Origin of the sequence: Actinacidiphila paucisporea (assembly GCF_900142575.1) — a bacterium.
GTDB lineage: Bacteria > Actinomycetota > Actinomycetes > Streptomycetales > Streptomycetaceae > Actinacidiphila > Actinacidiphila paucisporea.
In genome coordinates this window covers 187,963-204,208 of the sequence record NZ_FRBI01000007.1, presented here as the reverse complement: position 1 = coordinate 204,208, position 16,246 = coordinate 187,963, and the positions used below count along the sequence as shown (strand labels likewise).

The following is a 16,246-nucleotide window of genomic DNA, read 5'->3' as shown; positions in this document are numbered from 1 at the left end:
GCCCTCTTGCGTCCGCGGGCAACGCGAACCGCCCGACACGTGTCACGGGCCGGGGGTCTCTCCAGCGTACGGCCTCCGGCCCGGGTTCACCGCCGGACCGGCGCAAGGCAGCTCCATGCGCCGGTCCGGCGGGCGGGCGCGCGGCCCGCATGGCACGGGCACCCCCGCGCCCTGGCGGGGCACGGGGGTGCGGGGGTGGCGGGGTGCTGGGCGGCGGCGCTAGTCCGTCGCGATGGCGTTCAGCACGTTCATGCGGCCCGCCCGGAAGGCCGGGAGGAGGGCGGCGAGCAGGCCGACCACCGCGGAGCCGATGAAGACGACCACGATCGTCGTCCAGGGGATCTGCAGGATGCCCAGGCCCTGGGAGGCCAGGACCCGCTGGCCGGTGGCGCCCCAGCCGAGGCCGAGGCCCAGTCCCACCAGGGCGCCGAAGAGCGCGATGACGACCGACTCCAGGCGGATCATCCGGCGCAGCTGCCGCCGCGAGGTGCCGATGGCCCGCATGAGGCCGATCTCCCGGGTGCGTTCGACCACCGACAGCGCCAGGGTGTTCACCACGCCCAGGATGGCGACGATGATCGCGAGGCCGAGCAGCGCGTAGATCATGTAGAGCAGCTGGTTGACCTGGCTCTGGATCAGGTCCTTGTAGTCGGCCTGGTCGCGGACGTCGATCTGCGGGTAGGCCTTGACGGACGCCTTGAGCGAGGCGTAGGCCTGCTTCTCCTTACCGTCCACCGCCTTGGCGAACATCATGAAGTCGCCGGGCATCTTGTCCGCGGGCAGGTAGCTGCGGGCGGTCGCGATGTTCGTGAACATCGACCCGTGCTCGATGCTGGTGTCGTCGCTGGTGATCGCGGCGACCTTGAGGTGGGCGGCCCTGCCGCCGGTCATGAGCACGGTCAGCTCGTCGCCGAGCTTGACCTTGTGGTCCTTGGCGAAGCCCTCGGGCACGGACATCGCGTCCTTGCCGTAGGCGTCGGCGAGCTTGCCCTGGACGGTCTTGAGCTGCAGGTCCTGCGGGTAGGTCGGGTCGGCCGCGCTCAGGTTGGTCTTGACGGTGCCGCCGGACGGCAGCGTGAGTTTGGCGTTGACGACGGTGTAGTGGGTGAAGTGCTCAATGTCCGTGGTCGAGGTGAGCGCCTTCTCGGCGGCCGGGGTGAGGGTCTGGTTGCCGTTGTTGCCGACCTGGACGATGAAGTCCGCGCCGACCGACTTGTCGAGCTGGTCGTTGGCGGAGGCCACCATGGACGAGCCGACCACCGACATGCCGGCCACCAGGGCCAGGCCGATCATCAGCGCGGAGGCGGTGGCGCCGGTACGCCGCGGGTTGCGCAGCGCGTTGCGCTCGGCGAGGCGTCCCATCGGGCCGAAGAAGCGCAGCACGACCGCGCTCACCGCGCGGACGATCACGCCGGCGAGCAGCGGGCCGACGATGACGAAGCCGACCAGGGTGAGCAGCACGCCAAGGCCCAGCAGGCCGCCGCCGGAGGAGGCCTTGTCGGCCTGTCCCGCGCCGATCAGGGCCAGCGCGCCGGCCGCGCAGACCAGGATGCCGATCGCGGCGCGGATCCGTCCGGCCCTGCCGTCGGCCGGGGTGCCGGCGTCCCGCAGTGCGGCCATCGGGGAGATCTTGCCCGCCCGGCGGGCCGGGATGTAGGCCGAGACCACCGTGACGATGACGCCGATGGCCAGGCCGATGATCGGGGTGATGGCCTTGATGGTCAGCTCGGAGGTGTCGAGCTTCATCCCGACCTTGCCCATCAGGTTCATCAGCCCGATGGCCAGTCCGATGCCGCCGCCGATGCCGAGCACCGAGCCGGTGACGCCGAGCAGCACCGCCTCGATCAGCACCGATCTGTTGACCTGGCGGCGGCTGGAGCCGAGCGCCCGCATCAGCCCGATCTCCCGGGTGCGCTGGGCGACCAGCATGGAGAAGGTGTTGACGATCAGGAAGATGCCGACCAGGACGGCGATCCCGGCGAAGCCGAGCATCGCGTACTTCATGAAGTTCAGGAAGCCGCCGAGGTCGTCCTGGTCCTTCTTCTTGGTCTCGGCCGCGGTGTCGATGGTGTAGCCGCTGCCGATGGCCGCCTTGACGTTCTGCTTGAGCTGGTCGTCGGTGGTGCCGGCGGTGGCGGTGAGGCCGAAGCCGGTGTATTCCGACGTGTTGCCGAGCAGTTTGGCCTGGGCGGTGGCGGTGTCGATGTAGACGACGGCCGCGCCCGGGTTGGTGGTCTTGAAGGTCGCGATGCCGGAGATGGTGACCTTGAAGTCGCCGGGGGCCGCGATGACCCGCAGCGTGTCGCCGATCTTCAGGTCGTGCTTCTTGGCGGTGTCGGCGTCGAGGACCGCCTGGTCGGAGCCCTGCGGGATGTGGCCGGAGGAGATCTCCACGGCCTTGGTCTCCGTCGGGTCCCAGTTGCTGACGATGGTCGGGGCGCCGGACGACGGGCTGATCTTGTCGTTGTGCGCGTCGGCGACCGTGACGTCGTCGCTGGTGACGTCGGGGTCGGACTTCGCGACGCCCGCCACCTTCTCCAGCTTCTGCTGGAGCGAGGCGGGCACGGCGTCCGGCATGCCGGTGGCCTGCCGGTCGTCGACCTTCTTGGCGCTGATGGTGACGTCGGAGGCGGTGGAGCCGAAGAGCTTGTCGAAGGTGGCGGTCATGGTGTCGGTGAACACCAGGGTGCCGCAGACGAAGGCCACCGAGAGCATGACGGCGATCGCCGAGAGGGCCATCCGGCCCTTGTGCGCGAAGAAGTTGCGCACCGAGGTCTTCAGGACGGTCACGAGGTCCTCCCGCGGCCGTCGAAGGACTTCATGCGCTCGAGGACGGACTCGGCGGTCGGGTTGGCCATCTCGTCCACGATCCGGCCGTCGGCCAGGTAGAGGACGCGGTCGGCGTAGGAGGCGGCGACCGGGTCGTGGGTGACCATGACGATGGTCTGGCCGAGTTCGTCGACCGAGCGGCGCAGGAAGCCGAGCACTTCGGCGCCGGCCCGCGAGTCGAGGTTTCCGGTCGGCTCGTCGCCGAAGATGATCTCGGGGCGTGCGGCCAGGGCGCGGGCGACGGCCACGCGCTGCTGCTGGCCGCCGGAGAGCTGGGTCGGGCGGTGCTTGAGCCGGCCGGCCAGGCCGACGGTCTCCACGACCCGGTCGAACCACTCGCGGTCGACCTTGCGGCCGGCGATGTCCATCGGCAGCGTGATGTTCTCCGCCGCGTTGAGGGTCGGGAGCAGGTTGAAGGACTGGAAGATGAAGCCGATCTTGTCGCGGCGCAGCTGGGTGAGCTTCTTGTCCTTCATGCCGGTGATCTCGCTGTCGCCGACCCAGATACGACCCTCGGTGACCGTGTCGAGTCCGGCGAGGCAGTGCATGAGCGTGGACTTGCCGGAGCCGGAGGGGCCCATGATCGCGGTGAAGCGGCCGCGGGCGATGTCGACGTCGACCGCGTCCAGCGCGACGACCTTGGTCTCACCCGCGCCGTACGACTTCGTCACGGAGCGCCCCGCAGCGGCAACAGCCGAACGTTCTCCGTTGCCCCCGGACTTGGGAATCGTTACTGCCGTTGTCACTGTGTCTCCTGTGTCGTGTGCGTCAGATGTGTCGTCGTGGATCGGGCTCTGCTGTGTGCACCAGCCTGCTGGAGCCGGCCGGGCGGGGCGATGGGGAAGGTCTCCGTCTTGCTGGTGGGGCTATCCCCACCCCGCTCTATGACCGTAGGGAGCGCATAAGGCCCGAACGTCATCCGCCGGTACGAACCTGGGCCCGCCCCAAGTAGGTGCCTCCCCTTAGGGGACGACCGGCGTCAGGGCGTACCGGAGTAAGGGGCAGGGGTCGCGGCCCAGCTCAGCGCAGGTGCGGGGGCGGCTCAGCCGGCGGTGAGGGTGAGCCGTACGGTACGGCCGCCGCCGATCAGGGTGGCCAGCGCGAGGTCGATGTCGGGGCCGGCGTACCAGTCGCCCGCGTGGTCGATGCCGTAGACCCGGCCCTCGGCGTCGATGGCCAGCAGGGCGCCGGAGCCGGGCTCCTCACCGAGCGGGCTGACCTCGGTCTCCAGCGCCCGGCCGAGGTCGGCGAACGTCCGCGCCATGTGCAGGCCCACCAGCGGGTCGACGGTGACCGCGCTGGGCGCGACCTGCCGGCCGGGACCGGAGGCGGGAGGGTAGGCGAGCCCGCCGAATTCGGCCCACGCCTCGACGGCGGCCGGGAAGACGGCGTGCCGGTGCCCGCCGGGTGAGACATGGTCGCGCAGCAGGTCGGCCCACTCCTCGGCCTGCTTGATGTCCCAGCGGCCGGGCTCCCAGCCGCCGGCCCGCAGGGCCGCGTCGACGCCGGCCGGGAAACGCACACTGACTGCCATCGGGGTCTTCATTCCCCCTCTGCCGACGGGTCGACGGCCCGCACGCCGAAGTGCGCGAGCAGCGGTCCGCAGGAGCGGCACGGCGGCGCGTACGCGCCGTGCGCGGGGTCGCCGTCCTCGCGTATACGGCGGGCCGTCAGCTTCGCTCCGCGCAGCGCCTTGCGGGCCTCGCCCTGGGTCAGGGGGCGGCGCGAGGCCCGCTTGCTCCGCTGCGCCTCGACCGCGGCCAGATGGCGTGAAATGAGCACCGGCTCCGCGCACCGGCCGGTGAAGCGCTCCCGCTGGACGGTGGGCAGCGCGTCGAGGAACTCCTGCACGATCGGGTGCAGGACGGGCGGCTGGTCGCCCTTGGCTCCGGTGCAGGTCAGCACCTCGTCGCGGATGGACAGTGCGGCGGCGACCGCGGGCAGGATGCCGTCCCTGCGGTGGCGCAGCGGCGGCGGCCCCTCCCGGTGCCTGGGCGCGCTCCAGTTCAGCCTGGGGTCGGCGGTTCCCGCCGGCGGCAGTTGAGTTGTCATGTTTTACGTGCATCCCTCCGTCCGCCCGCCGGGGCGGGCGATCCCCCGTATGTCGATCAGAGTGCCAAACGGGCCACGCGATGGGGAAGCGGAACGCGGCGCCGCGCCCATTGTGTGTGGGCCATGTCACCGTCGGGTGACCGAACGCCGACACAGCAGGCACAGCGCGTACACAGCGAACACATGAACGGCACATCCGAAGCGCGTAAACGCATAGGCGGGCCGGCTCCGTACACAGCGGCGCCCACGCGTCCACGGCGTACATTGCCGCGTCGCGGACACCGGCACCGGACCACCCGCCGTCCGCGGGCCCCGCACAGGCGGGGCACAGCGTCAGGCCCGGCATGGACGCGGGGCACCGCGGGCAGGGAGGATCGGCAGTCGGCCCGCTCGCGCGGGTCCCCCCCACACCGCCGAACCAGGGAATGTGACCTCGATGCACAAGACCCGGCTCCGTCTGGCCGCCGCCGCGCTCCCCGCGCTGCTGCTCGCCGCCGCCTGCTCCTCCTCCTCGGACTCCACGAAGGGCCCCGACGGCACGTCGACCATCCTCAGCGGCAAAGCGCCGCTGACGACCGCGCAGCTCAGCAAGGCCCTGGTCACGGACTCCGACGTGCCCGGCTGGACGATCCAGCCGTCGCAGACCGCCGACTCCTCCGACACCTCCAGGCTGACCGCGGACAAGCCGGTCTGCCAGCCGCTGGCCGACATCACCAGCAGCAATCCGAGGATCCACCGGATGGCCTTCGTCGGCGCCGCCTTCGCCAAGACCACGGCGACCAGCGGCGCGACGCCCGAGGTGATCAACCAGATGCTGGTGGCCAGCCACGCGCCGGGCGACGCGAAGAAGGTCATCGAGTCGGTCAAGACCGCGCTCGCCGGCTGCACGGGCTTCACCGCGACCGACAGCACGGGCACGAAGACGCCGTTCACCGTCAGCAAGGGCCCCGCGGTGCCGACCGGCGACGAGTCGGTCTCCTATCAGATGAACGACGCCGCGGACAAGAAGACCGGTGCGGCGCTGGTGGCCGTCGTGCAGACCGGCGACACGGTGACCGCGTACGTGTCGGTGAAGTCCAGCGGCGGCGCGGGCCCGCTGCCCATCGACGTGGTGCGCAAGCAGAGCGAGAAGCTCAAGGCGGCGCTCGCGGCGAGGAAGTAGGCGAAGCGGGAGGAAAGACCGCAGGGCCTGTGAGCAGCCCCACAGCGGAGAGGGCGGCCCGGTTGCCGTAAAGTCGCGCGGCAACGGGCCGCCGCCCGTGGGAACGCCGTCGCCCGTGGGACGCCGGGGACGGACACGACACAGGGGATCGCATCGATGCCGATACGCGCAGACCATCGTCTACTGACCGGTAGGCGGGCCGTGGCCGCCGCCGCGCTGCTGCCCGCCCTCGCGCTCGCGACCGGCTGCGGCGGCGGAGGCGGCGACGACAAGCCGGGCCCGGTGGCTTCCGGCGCCGTGCCCATCGCCAAGCTGACGTCGGCCCTGCTGACCTCCTCCGACGTGCCGCACGTCCAGGTGCTGCCGGCCGGCAGCAAGGACCTGCTGCTGGGCGCCGCGGCGAAGGCCGACGTGCCGGCCTGCCAGCCGGTGGTCGACCAGTGGACCAGCCGGCCCAAGCACCCGCGGCAGGTCTACACCGGCGCGATGGTCACCGACACCACGGACCCGGACAAGGGCGCCAAGGCCATCTCGCTGACCGTCATCGCCTCGTACAAGGTGGGCGACGCGAAGGCGGTCCTCGACGACCTGACCGCGGCGCTCGCCGTCTGCCACGACTACGCGGTGACGCGCGGCGGGGTGACCACGCACTTCCAGGTCAAATCCGTGGCCGGCGACCCCGGGCTCGGCGACCAGCGGGTGTCGTACACGATCGGCGACACCTCCAAGGGCGCCGCGGGCCAGGTGCTGGTGACCGTGATCAGGGCCGGCGAGACGACGGCGGCCTTCGAGACGGTGCGCACCGACCACAAGCCGGCGACGCTGCGCCGCACGATCCCGGTCAAGCAGGTCGCCAAACTCCGCACCGCGGCCAAGGGCAACTGACGGGCCGGTGCGGACCGGCACAACTGCCGGTCAGCGCACTTGCGACAGGTGATGACCTCAGGCCCTAGGCTGTCCGTCATCACCCGTACGCACCAGGGGGCAGCAGTCATGACGACAGGTCGGCAAGGGCTGGGGGCAGCGCCTCCCGACCCCGGAGCGGGGGGTCGGACCGCGCCGCCGAACGCGGCCTACGCCGGGCAGGTCGTGCACTTCCCGGATCCGCTCCGGGCCGGCCGCCACCCGCAGGGTGTGTGGATCGACGACGAGGGGCATCCCGACTTCTCGCCCTACGCCCGCGCCGCGGCCGAGATTGCCGAGCCCCCCGAGGGCTTCGGAATCGACGAACTGCGTTTGACCGACTACGTCTCGGCGAATGCCGCGCTGCATGCCGCGGGCCACGAGTTGTGGGGCAACCTGCCGCCGGTGGCCACCCCGCACGGCTGGACCTGGCACCACGTGGCGGGCGGCCGCCGGCTCGAACTGGTGCCCGCCGAGGTCAAGGCGCTGCTGCGGCACCACGGCGGCCTCGCGGAGTCCGTCGCCGACCCCGCCAAGCGCGGCACCCGCCCGCTCCAGGAGACCCGGCCGGTGCATTTCGCGCTGCCCAAGGACCCGGTGGCGGTCAGCGAGGCGCAGGTGCGCGACGTCGAGGAGGAGTTGGGCTACCGGCTGCCGGGCTCCTACCGGGCCTTCCTCAAAGCGGCGGGCGGCTGCGCGCCGCGCGGGGTGGCGCTCGACCCGGAGTTGGGGCTGCTGATCGACCAGCCGTTCTTCACCGTCCGCGACACCGCGGCGGCCAATGACCTGGTCTACGTCAACAAGTGCCTGCGCGACCACCTCACCAAGGACTACCTGGCGATCGGCTACGTCCAGGGCGGGCTGCTCGCGGTGCGGGTGAAGGGCGCGGGCGCGGGCTCGGTGTGGTTCTGCGCCTACGACGACGCGCGCGACGGCGACCACTGGGACAGCCCGGCGGACCGGGTCGCCGAACTGCTGCTGCCGTGCGGCGACTCGATCGACGCCTTCCTGCTGCGGCTCGCGGGCAACCCGCCGGAGCTGGAGACGGTCGCGAACCTGATGGTCGACGGTGGTTTCGCCACCGCCGCCGCGGTGGAGGGGTGAGCCGGACATGGTGACTTTCGCTCAGGCGCAGGAGCGCGCGGAGCAGTGGATCAACGGCGACGTGCCGCCGTACGAGCACCGCGACGTCCGGGTCAGGGAGTTCGACCTCGGCTTCGTCATCTGGTCGGAGCCGCGCGAGGGCGGCCCTTCGGCGGACGACGGCGGGGGCGTACGGGTGGTCATCGCCCGGGACAGCGGGGACGCCACCTTGTGGCCCGCCCTGCCCATCGGCGAACTGATCCGCCGTTACGAGGAGGAGTACGGCGCAGTGCCGAACGACGCGGCCCCCGAGCCGCCCCAGCGCATCGACCTGGAGGCGACGTCCTTCCTGCTGAGCCCGCCGCAGTGGCTGCAGGACGCGGCGGACCGCATGGGCATCCCGGACCGCAGGTCCGACAGCAGCAGTAGCAGTGACAGCAGCCGCAGCGACAGCGGCGACGACGGCTCGGCGACGCCGTCGGACACCGGGGATTCCGCGGGCCGGATCGACTACCGGCGACCCGCCGCCGCGCAGAGCACGCCCCAGGAGCCCGACGGTGAGCGGCCCGCGGCCGCGTCCGAGGGGCCGGGCGGTGTCGACTACGTACGCCGGTCCGCGGCCGTGCCCGAGCAGAGCGGGCCCCAGGACGGCGGCAGTTGGGCGGGCAAGACGGTCAGCGACTCCGGCGGGGGCGAGTCGGTGCCGGTCCCCGCCACCGTCTTCGCACCGCCGCTCAGCGGCGCCGACCTGCGGGAGGAGCCGCCGCGGCCCGACTCGTCCGAGGCGCGCACCAAGCTGCTGCCCGGCGGCAGCGGCCGGCCCCAGGCCGGCGGCCCGGACCGGCAGACGCCTCCCCCGGCGCACGGCGGGGTGCCGCACACGATGGGCGGCTCCGCCTATCCCCCGCCGAGCGGCCCCGGTGTCCCCCTGCCGCCGCCGTCCCTGGGGGCACCGGCGGGCGGAAGCGCCGGCAATATACCGAGCGGTGCCGCGGACATCTCGGGCCTGGAGACGGCGAAGGCGGTGCGCGGCAATGTACCGCCGGCTCCGCCGTCCCCGCAGGGCGGTACGCCGCCGCCCCCGCCGCCTTACGCGGGCGGTCCGACGCCCCCGGCGGCCGGCGACCCGCACTATGCCGCCACCATGCTCGCGGGGCCCGGCGCCGGCGCGCCGCACGTGCCCTTCGCCGGGATGCCCGGCGGTGGTACGCCGCCCCCGCCGCCTTATGCGGGCGGCCAGAGCACCCCGCCCCCGCCGCCTTATGCAGGCGGTCAGAGCACCCCGCCCCCACCGCCGCCCTATGCCGGCGGCGGACCCGGCACACCTCCGCCCCACGCGGGCAACGACCCGCACTACGCCGCGACCATGATGGCCGGCCCCGGCACCCCGCCGCCCGCGCCCTTCGCGGGAGGACCCGGTGGCGGTACGCCCCCGCCCCCGCCGCCTTACGCGGGCGGTCCGACGCCTCCGCCGCCCGCGGCGGGCAACGACCCGCACTACGCGGCCACCATGCTGGCCGGCCCCGCGGTCACCGGGCCCGCCATGGGCGGTGCGCCGCCCCCGCCGCCCGGCCCCTTCGCCGGTGCCTCCCAAGCCCCTCAGCCTCCGCCGCCCGGCCCGTTCGCCGGTGCCCCCCAAGCACACCAGCCCCCGCCGCCGCCCTATGCGGGCGGGCCGGCCGCGCCGCCGCCCGCGCCCGCCTACGGCTACCCGCAGCCGCCGGCCGGTGTGCCGACGGTGGGGCCCGGCTACATGGCGGTGCTGCGCTACCGCGGCCAGGACGGCAGCGAGCAGCAGATCATCCGGCGCTCCGCGCCCGGCACCCCGCATCCCGAGTGGCAGATCCTGCACGAGCTGCGGTCAGCCGGGGTGCGCCCCGAGCAGGTGCTCGAACTGCACACCGAGCTGGAGTCCTGCGACCTGCCCGGCGGTTACTGCACCCGGATGATCAGGGAGACCTGGCCGCAGGTGCGGATCAGCCACACCGCGCCTTACGGGCGGGACCACGCGAGCCGCCGGCAGGGCGTGCAGCACCTGTTGACGCACCAGGGCGAACTGCACCAGGTGGCGGGGGCCCCGGCCCGCCCGCAGCCGCAGCGGGTGCCGATGCCGGATCCGCACACCGTGCTGCGGGTGCCGCCGGTCGGCCTCGACGTGATCGGGCAGGAGCTCGCCGGTGCCTTCGGGCCGCCCGGGGTCTTCCGCTTCGACCAGCGGGCCGTCTCCCGGCAGGGGGTGCCCGACATCGTGGCGCAGACCCTGATGTGGGCCGGGCTGCCGGTGGACTTCGGGCCGTTCTTCTGGGCGCAGGCACAGCCCGGCCAGCCGGTGCCGACGCTCGCCGAGCTGGCCGCCTCGCGCGGTGTGCAGCCGGCTGCGGACGCGGGCTCGTACCTGGTGATGGGCAACGACTTCGGGCGCCAGCTGTGCGTGCAGTACGGCACCGCGCACATCGTGGCGCTGCCGCTGGAGGCGGGGCCGCCCGGTTCGCCGCCCGCGGCGCCGCAGTTCGTCAACTCCAGCCTGCCCGAGTTCGCCCGCAGCCTGGCGCTGCTCGGCCGCATGTGGCGGCTGCGGATCGGGCTCACGCCCGAGCAGGCGGGCCGCTGGACGGTGGACTTCCAGGCGGAGCTGGCCGCTCAGGACCCGGCGGCGATCGCGTCGCCGGACAACTGGTGGTCGGTGCTGATCGAGCAGATGTGGGACGGCCTGCTGTAGCGGCGGCAACGGCCGGACGGTTTCCGGCGGTACGGGCCGCAGGGCCGGGTGGAGGGGTGTGCATCCCCTCCGCCCGGCCCTCCGGCGTTTTCCGGGTAGGAGAACAGTTCGGAGTGTCGTAGCTCGTACAATTCGGTCATAAGTCATAAATAGACGCGAGGGAACGGCGAGGAGCAGCAGCGGTACGCCAGCGGTAAAAGGGGCAGACGGATGAGCAGCAACACGACCGCATCGTCAACAGGCTTCGAGCAGGCGCGCGGGCGCAGCCACGGCTACCGCCCCGACCAGGTCGACCGATTCCTCGAAGAACTGTCCGAGGACCGCGACGCCGCCTGGGAGCGGGCCGCCCGGCTCACCGTCCTCGCCAACGAGATGGAAGCCGAATGCGCCGCCCTGCGCGAGCAGGTCGGCGCCCTGCCGCCGGACGGCTTCGAGTCGCTGGGCCCCGGCGCCCAGGAGCTGATGCGGCTGGTCGAGGAAGAGGCCGCCGCCGTAAGGGAACGCGCCGAGGTCGAGGCGCAATATGCCAGGGACGCCGCGGAGACCGCCCGCCGCACCCTCCAGGACGAGGCGCGCGCCGCCGCCTCGGCCCGGCTCGCCGCGGCGGAGGACCAGGCCGAGCGGACGCTCGACGAGGCGTGCAGCCGCGCCGCCGAGATCCTCGGCCACGCCCGCGGCGAGGCCGACACCGTACGGGGCGAGGCCGGTCAGACGCTCGACGCCATGCGGCAGGACGTCGAACGCAGCGAGGCCGAGGCCGACAAGGAGCGGCAGGAGCGCCTCGACGCCCTCGAACACGAACTCGGCGAGCACGACGCCGGCGTCGACAGCCGCCTCGCCGACCTGCTCGCCGACGCCGAACGGCGGCTGGACGCGGCGCACAAGGAGCGGGCCGCCGCCGAGGAGGCGCTGCGCACGCAGCAGGACGAGGCGGAGGAGCGGGCCGCCTCGATGCTGGCGCAGGCGCGGTCGCACGAGGAGCAGGTGCGGCGGGAGAGCGAGCGGTTGCTGCGCGAGCACGAGGAGCACCGCGACGAGATCCGGTCCCATTTGGCGCATGTGCGGGCGACGCTGGCCTCGCTCACCGGGCGGGGCGGCCCGCCGGCCGAGGACTGACGCCCGGACTCTCCTCCGCGCCCCCGGTGGTCACTCGCCGGGAGGGCTCACCCGCTGCGCAGCGGCACCATCGCCGAGACGCGGAAGCCGCCGTCCGCGGTGGGGCCCGCGGCGAAGCCGCCGCCGTGGGCCGTGACGCGTTCCTTCATGCCGAGCAGGCCGTGGCCGCCGCTGGGAAGGGCGGCCTGCGGGGTGCCGTCGGAGGGGCCGTTGGTGATGAGGACCGCGACCTCGGCCTCGCGGTAGGCCAGGCGTACGACGGCGTTGGCCCCCGCCGCGTGCTTGTGGACGTTGGTGAGGGCCTCCTGCACGACGCGGTAGACGGTGGCCTCGATACGGGGGCCGCAGGGCCGCTGGGCGCCCTCGACGGTCAGTTCGACGCCCATTCCCGCGGCTTGCGACTCCTCGACCAGCGCGGCGAGCCGGGCCAGGCTCGGACCCTCCGCGTCGGGCTCGGGGCGCATCGCGGGGATCACCGGCGCCGGCGCGGAGGCGGTACGCAGCACACCGAGCATCTGGCGCAGTTCGGTGAGCGCCTGCCGTCCCATGTCGCCGAGCATCTCGGCGCTGGCCGACGCCTTCTGCGGGTCCTTGAGCGCGACCGCCTTGAGCGCCGCGGCATGCACGACCATCAGGCTCACCCGGTGCGCGACGACGTCGTGCATGTCGCGGGCGATCCGGGTGCGCTCCTCGGCCCTGGCGCGCTCGGCGCGCTCCGCGGCCTTCTCGGCGAGCAGTTCCAGCTCGCGCTCCAGGCCGTCGGCCCGTTCCCGCAGGCTCTCCACAAGGCGGCGCCTGGCGCGTACGTAGAGGCCGAGCAGAACCGGGGGGCCGGTCAGGCCGAGGGCCATCAGGGCGGCGACGACCAGCGTCAGCGGCATGTGCAGGGAGCTGCTGCTGTCGGGGTCGCGCAGATTGTCCTGGAACTGGAGGAAGGCGACGAGCATGGTGCCGAAGCCGTTCATCCCGGCAAGTGCGGCGGTGATGCGCCGCGGCACCTCGGAGGCGGCCAGCGTGTAGAGGCCGACCAGGGAGAGCAGGAAGCCCATCTGGGCCGGCGTCATGGCGATGCCGACCAGCACCACCGCGACCGGCCAGCGCCGCCGCAGCACCAGGACCGCGCCGACGAGCACACCGAGCAGCGCGCCCGCGCCGGGGAGGATGCCGGTGCGGTCGGCGAAGGTCGCGCCCTCGAAGGCGCACTCGATCGCGGAGACCCCGGCCAGTGCCACGTCGAGGACGAACCCGCGCCGCCGCTGCCACCACCACCAGCCGGGGCGGCGCGCCACTGCGACGGCGACCGCCGCGGCTCCCCCGGCGCCGTCGCCCGGTACGTGCGCCCCCGTCGTACTCATGGCGTCCAGCGTATGCGGTGCCCGCAACGGGGCACCGGCCGCGTACCGGGGCGTCACCCGCGGGTCGCCCGCCGTCCGTCCGGGCGATGCCTGCGGTACGGACACCGGAAGCACGCGGGAAGGAAGTCGCAAGGACGCGGTGTCCGCCTGGTGGGCTGGCCGTCTCGCCGCAGCGACCGCGACCTATCCTTGAACGGCCGGACAGCGCGGTCCGCGAGTACGCCGTCCACTTACCCTGCACAAGGAGCCGCACCTGTGAGCAGCGCCGACACCGCCCCGGACAGCAGTACCGCAAGCAGTACCGCCCTGCGTGCCGACATCCGACGCCTGGGAGAGCTGCTCGGCGGCACCCTGGTGCGGCAGGAGGGCCAGGACCTGCTCGACCTCGTCGAGAAGGTCCGCGCACTGACCCGCAGCGACGGGGAGGCCGCCGCCGCACTGCTCGGCGACACCGACCTGGAGACCGCCGCGAAGCTGGTCCGGGCCTTCTCCACCTACTTCCACCTGGCGAACGTCACCGAGCAGGTGCACCGCGGCCGCGAGCTGCGCTCCCGCCGCGCCGTCGAGGGCGGCCTGCTCGCCCAGACCGCGGACCTGCTCAAGGAGGGCGACGCCGAGCACGTACGCGAGTCGGTCCGCAACCTCAACGTGCGGCCGGTCTTCACCGCGCACCCCACCGAGGCGGCCCGCCGCTCGGTGCTGAACAAGCTGCGGCGGATCGCCGAGCTGCTGGAGCAGGATGGCCAGGGCGAGGGCAGCACCGGCGACCGGCGGCGCGCGGACCTGCGGCTGGCCGAGAACATCGACCTGCTGTGGCAGACCGACGAGCTGCGGGTGGTCCGCCCCGAGCCGGCCGACGAGGCGCGCAACGCGATCTACTACCTGGACGAGCTGCACGCGGGCGCGGTCGGCGACGTCCTGGAGGAGCTGGCCGCCGAGCTGGAGCGGGTCGGCGTGCCGCTGCCGCCGCAGACCCGCCCGCTGACCTTCGGCACCTGGATCGGCGGCGACCGGGACGGCAACCCCAACGTGACACCCGAGGTCACCTGGGACGTGCTGATCCTGCAGCACGAGCACGGCATCACGGACGCGCTGCAGCTGGTCGACTTCCTGCGCGGCGCGCTGTCCAACTCGATCCGCAACTCCGGCGCGAGCAGCGAGCTGCTCGACTCGCTCGCCACCGACCTGGTGGCGCTGCCCGAGATCAGCCCGCGCTACAAGCGGCTGAACGCCGAGGAGCCCTACCGGCTCAAGGCCACCTGCATCCGGCAGAAGCTGATCAACACCCGCGAGCGGCTGGCCGCGGGCACCCCGCACGTCCCGGGCCGCGACTACCTGGGCACCGCGGGGCTGCTCGACGACCTCCAGCAGATCCAGGCCTCGCTGCGCGCCCACCGCGGCGGTCTGATCGCCGACGGGCGGATGGACCGTACGATCCGCACCCTGTCGGCGTTCGGCCTGCAGCTGGCGACGATGGACGTACGCGAGCACGCCGAGGCCCACCACCACGCGCTGGGCCAGCTCTTCGACCGGCTCGGCGAGGAGTCCTGGCGGTACGCCGACATGCCGCGCGACTACCGCCGCAAGCTGCTCGCCAAGGAGCTGCGCTCGCGCCGCCCGCTGGCGCCGACGCCCGCGCCGCTGGACGAGGCGGGCGCCAAGACGCTCGGGGTCTTCCACACCATCAGGGAGGCCTTCGAGCGCTTCGGGCCCGAGGTCGTGGAGTCGTACATCATCTCGATGTGCCTGGGCTCCGACGACGTCTTCGCCGCTGCGGTGCTCGCCCGCGAGGCCGGGCTGATCGACCTGCACACCGGGGTCGCCAGGATCGGCATCGTGCCGCTGCTGGAGACCACCGACGAGCTGAAGATCGCCGACAAGCTGCTGGACGAGATGCTGTCCGACCCGTCCTACCGGCGGCTGGTGTCGCTGCGCGGCGACGTGCAGGAGGTGATGCTCGGTTACTCCGACTCCTCGAAGTTCGGCGGCATCACCACCTCGCAGTGGGAGATCCACCGCGCCCAGCGCCGGCTGCGCGACGTGGCGCACCGGCACGGGGTGCGGCTGCGGCTCTTCCACGGCCGCGGCGGCACCGTCGGCCGCGGCGGCGGCCCCTCGCACACCGCGATCCTCGCCCAGCCCTGGGGGACCCTGGAGGGCGAGATCAAGGTGACCGAGCAGGGCGAGGTCATCTCCGACAAGTACCTGATCCCCTCGCTGGCGCGGGAGAACCTGGAGCTGACGGTCGCCGCCACGCTCCAGGCGTCGGCGCTGCACACCTCGCCCCGGCAGTCCGACGAGGCGCTGACCCGCTGGGACGCGGCCATGGACATCGTCTCGGAGGCCGCGCACGGCGCCTACCGCAAGCTGGTCGAGGACCCCGACCTGCCGCCGTACTTCTTCGCCTCCACCCCCGTCGACCAGCTCGGCGAGCTGCACCTGGGCTCGCGCCCGTCCCGCCGCCCGGACTCCGGCGCGGGCCTGGACGGCCTGCGGGCCATCCCGTGGGTCTTCGGCTGGACGCAGTCCCGGCAGATCGTCCCCGGCTGGTACGGCGTCGGCACGGGCCTGAAGGCGGCGCGCGAGGCCGGCCTGGACTCGGTGCTGGAAGAGGCGCACGGCCAGTGGCACTTCTTCCGCAACTTCCTGTCCAACGTCGAGATGACGCTGGCCAAGACCGACCTGCGGATCGCCCGCCACTACGTCGAGACGCTGGTGCCCGACGAGCTGCGGCACGTCTTCGAGACGATCGAGGCCGAGCACGAGCTGACGGTGCGCGAGGTGCTGCGGCTGACCGGCGAGTCGGAGCTGCTGGCCGCGAGCTCGGTCCTGGCGCAGACCTTCCACATCCGCGACCAGTACCTCGACCCGATCTCCTACCTCCAGGTCACCCTGCTGGCCCGGCAGCGCGCGGCCGCCGCGAGCGGCGAGGAGCCGGACCCGCTGCTGTCCCGGGCCCTGCTGCTGACGGTCAACGGCGTGGCCGCGGGCCTGCGCAACACGGGCTGACACCGGCTGACACCGGCG

General features: G+C 73.1%; 11 protein-coding genes. 6 read left to right on the top strand and 5 right to left on the bottom strand.

The features are described 5' to 3' along the window. Nucleotides 1-219 precede the first annotated feature (219 nt). From BUE44_RS13940 to BUE44_RS13925, 4 genes are all read right to left on the bottom strand, one after another. Nucleotides 220-2,790 carry an ABC transporter permease gene (locus tag BUE44_RS13940; protein WP_073497880.1) on the bottom strand — a complete coding sequence of 857 codons (2,571 nt, stop codon included), beginning with the start codon at nucleotides 2,788-2,790 and terminating at the stop codon, nucleotides 220-222. Continuing rightward, complete coding sequence (locus tag BUE44_RS13935) at nucleotides 2,787-3,575, bottom strand: ABC transporter ATP-binding protein (protein WP_073497878.1); 789 nt, start codon at nucleotides 3,573-3,575, stop codon at nucleotides 2,787-2,789. The genes BUE44_RS13940 and BUE44_RS13935 overlap by 4 nt, the downstream gene beginning before the upstream one ends. A 296-nt stretch (nucleotides 3,576-3,871) precedes the next feature. Then, a complete protein-coding gene (locus BUE44_RS13930; RefSeq protein WP_235002132.1) occupies nucleotides 3,872-4,363 on the bottom strand; it encodes an SUKH-3 domain-containing protein in 492 nt (163 codons plus the stop codon). Between the two features lie 8 nt (nucleotides 4,364-4,371). Further along, on the bottom strand, nucleotides 4,372-4,881 hold the full coding sequence (locus tag BUE44_RS13925; RefSeq protein ID WP_073497874.1) for a YwqJ-related putative deaminase: 510 nt from the start codon (nucleotides 4,879-4,881) through the stop codon (nucleotides 4,372-4,374). 436 nt (nucleotides 4,882-5,317) lie between these two features. Here BUE44_RS13925 and BUE44_RS13920 point away from each other — a divergent pair, with 436 nt between their 5' ends. The 5 genes from BUE44_RS13920 to BUE44_RS13900 all read left to right on the top strand — a co-directional run bounded on the left by BUE44_RS13920 (nucleotide 5,318) and on the right by BUE44_RS13900 (nucleotide 11,864). Next, nucleotides 5,318-6,043 carry a sensor domain-containing protein gene (locus tag BUE44_RS13920; protein ID WP_073497872.1) on the top strand — a complete coding sequence of 242 codons (726 nt, stop codon included), beginning with the start codon at nucleotides 5,318-5,320 and terminating at the stop codon, nucleotides 6,041-6,043. Between the two features lie 156 nt (nucleotides 6,044-6,199). Beyond that, nucleotides 6,200-6,928 carry a sensor domain-containing protein gene (locus BUE44_RS13915; RefSeq protein WP_107415709.1) on the top strand — a complete coding sequence of 243 codons (729 nt, stop codon included), beginning with the start codon at nucleotides 6,200-6,202 and terminating at the stop codon, nucleotides 6,926-6,928. A gap of 108 nt (nucleotides 6,929-7,036) precedes the next feature. Continuing rightward, the gene (locus tag BUE44_RS13910; RefSeq protein ID WP_073497868.1) at nucleotides 7,037-8,050 is read left to right on the top strand and encodes an SMI1/KNR4 family protein; all 1,014 of its coding nucleotides are present in this window, start codon (nucleotides 7,037-7,039) and stop codon (nucleotides 8,048-8,050) included. A 7-nt stretch (nucleotides 8,051-8,057) separates the two neighbouring features. Beyond that, on the top strand, nucleotides 8,058-10,748 hold the full coding sequence (locus tag BUE44_RS13905; protein ID WP_073497866.1) for an SUKH-4 family immunity protein: 2,691 nt from the start codon (nucleotides 8,058-8,060) through the stop codon (nucleotides 10,746-10,748). Between the two features lie 210 nt (nucleotides 10,749-10,958). Next, nucleotides 10,959-11,864: a coiled-coil domain-containing protein gene (locus BUE44_RS13900; protein ID WP_073497864.1), complete on the top strand. Its 906-nt coding sequence runs from the start codon at nucleotides 10,959-10,961 to the stop codon at nucleotides 11,862-11,864. Between the two features lie 47 nt (nucleotides 11,865-11,911). Here the strand turns inward: BUE44_RS13900 and BUE44_RS13895 are convergent, their stop codons facing one another. Continuing rightward, entirely contained in the window at nucleotides 11,912-13,219 is a 1,308-nt protein-coding gene (locus tag BUE44_RS13895; RefSeq protein ID WP_073497861.1) for a sensor histidine kinase, read from the bottom strand. Between the two features lie 255 nt (nucleotides 13,220-13,474). On the opposite strand from BUE44_RS13895, the gene ppc reads away from it, so the two are divergent. Next, the gene (gene ppc, locus BUE44_RS13890; protein ID WP_073497859.1) at nucleotides 13,475-16,228 is read left to right on the top strand and encodes a phosphoenolpyruvate carboxylase; all 2,754 of its coding nucleotides are present in this window, start codon (nucleotides 13,475-13,477) and stop codon (nucleotides 16,226-16,228) included. The last annotated feature ends 18 nt before the right edge of the window (nucleotides 16,229-16,246 follow it).

Bases quoted from the DNA above. Each gene is read 5' to 3' on its own strand.
- BUE44_RS13930 (WP_235002132.1), bottom strand. From the start codon at position 4,363: ATGGCAGTCAGTGTGCGTTTCCCGGCCGGCGTCGACGCGGCCCTGCGG.
- BUE44_RS13925 (WP_073497874.1), bottom strand. From the start codon at position 4,881: ATGACAACTCAACTGCCGCCGGCGGGAACCGCCGACCCCAGGCTGAAC.
- BUE44_RS13920 (WP_073497872.1), top strand. From the start codon at position 5,318: ATGCACAAGACCCGGCTCCGTCTGGCCGCCGCCGCGCTCCCCGCGCTG.
- BUE44_RS13915 (WP_107415709.1), top strand. From the start codon at position 6,200: ATGCCGATACGCGCAGACCATCGTCTACTGACCGGTAGGCGGGCCGTG.
- BUE44_RS13910 (WP_073497868.1), top strand. From the start codon at position 7,037: ATGACGACAGGTCGGCAAGGGCTGGGGGCAGCGCCTCCCGACCCCGGA.
- BUE44_RS13905 (WP_073497866.1), top strand. From the start codon at position 8,058: ATGGTGACTTTCGCTCAGGCGCAGGAGCGCGCGGAGCAGTGGATCAAC.
- BUE44_RS13900 (WP_073497864.1), top strand. From the start codon at position 10,959: ATGAGCAGCAACACGACCGCATCGTCAACAGGCTTCGAGCAGGCGCGC.
- BUE44_RS13895 (WP_073497861.1), bottom strand. From the start codon at position 13,219: ATGAGTACGACGGGGGCGCACGTACCGGGCGACGGCGCCGGGGGAGCC.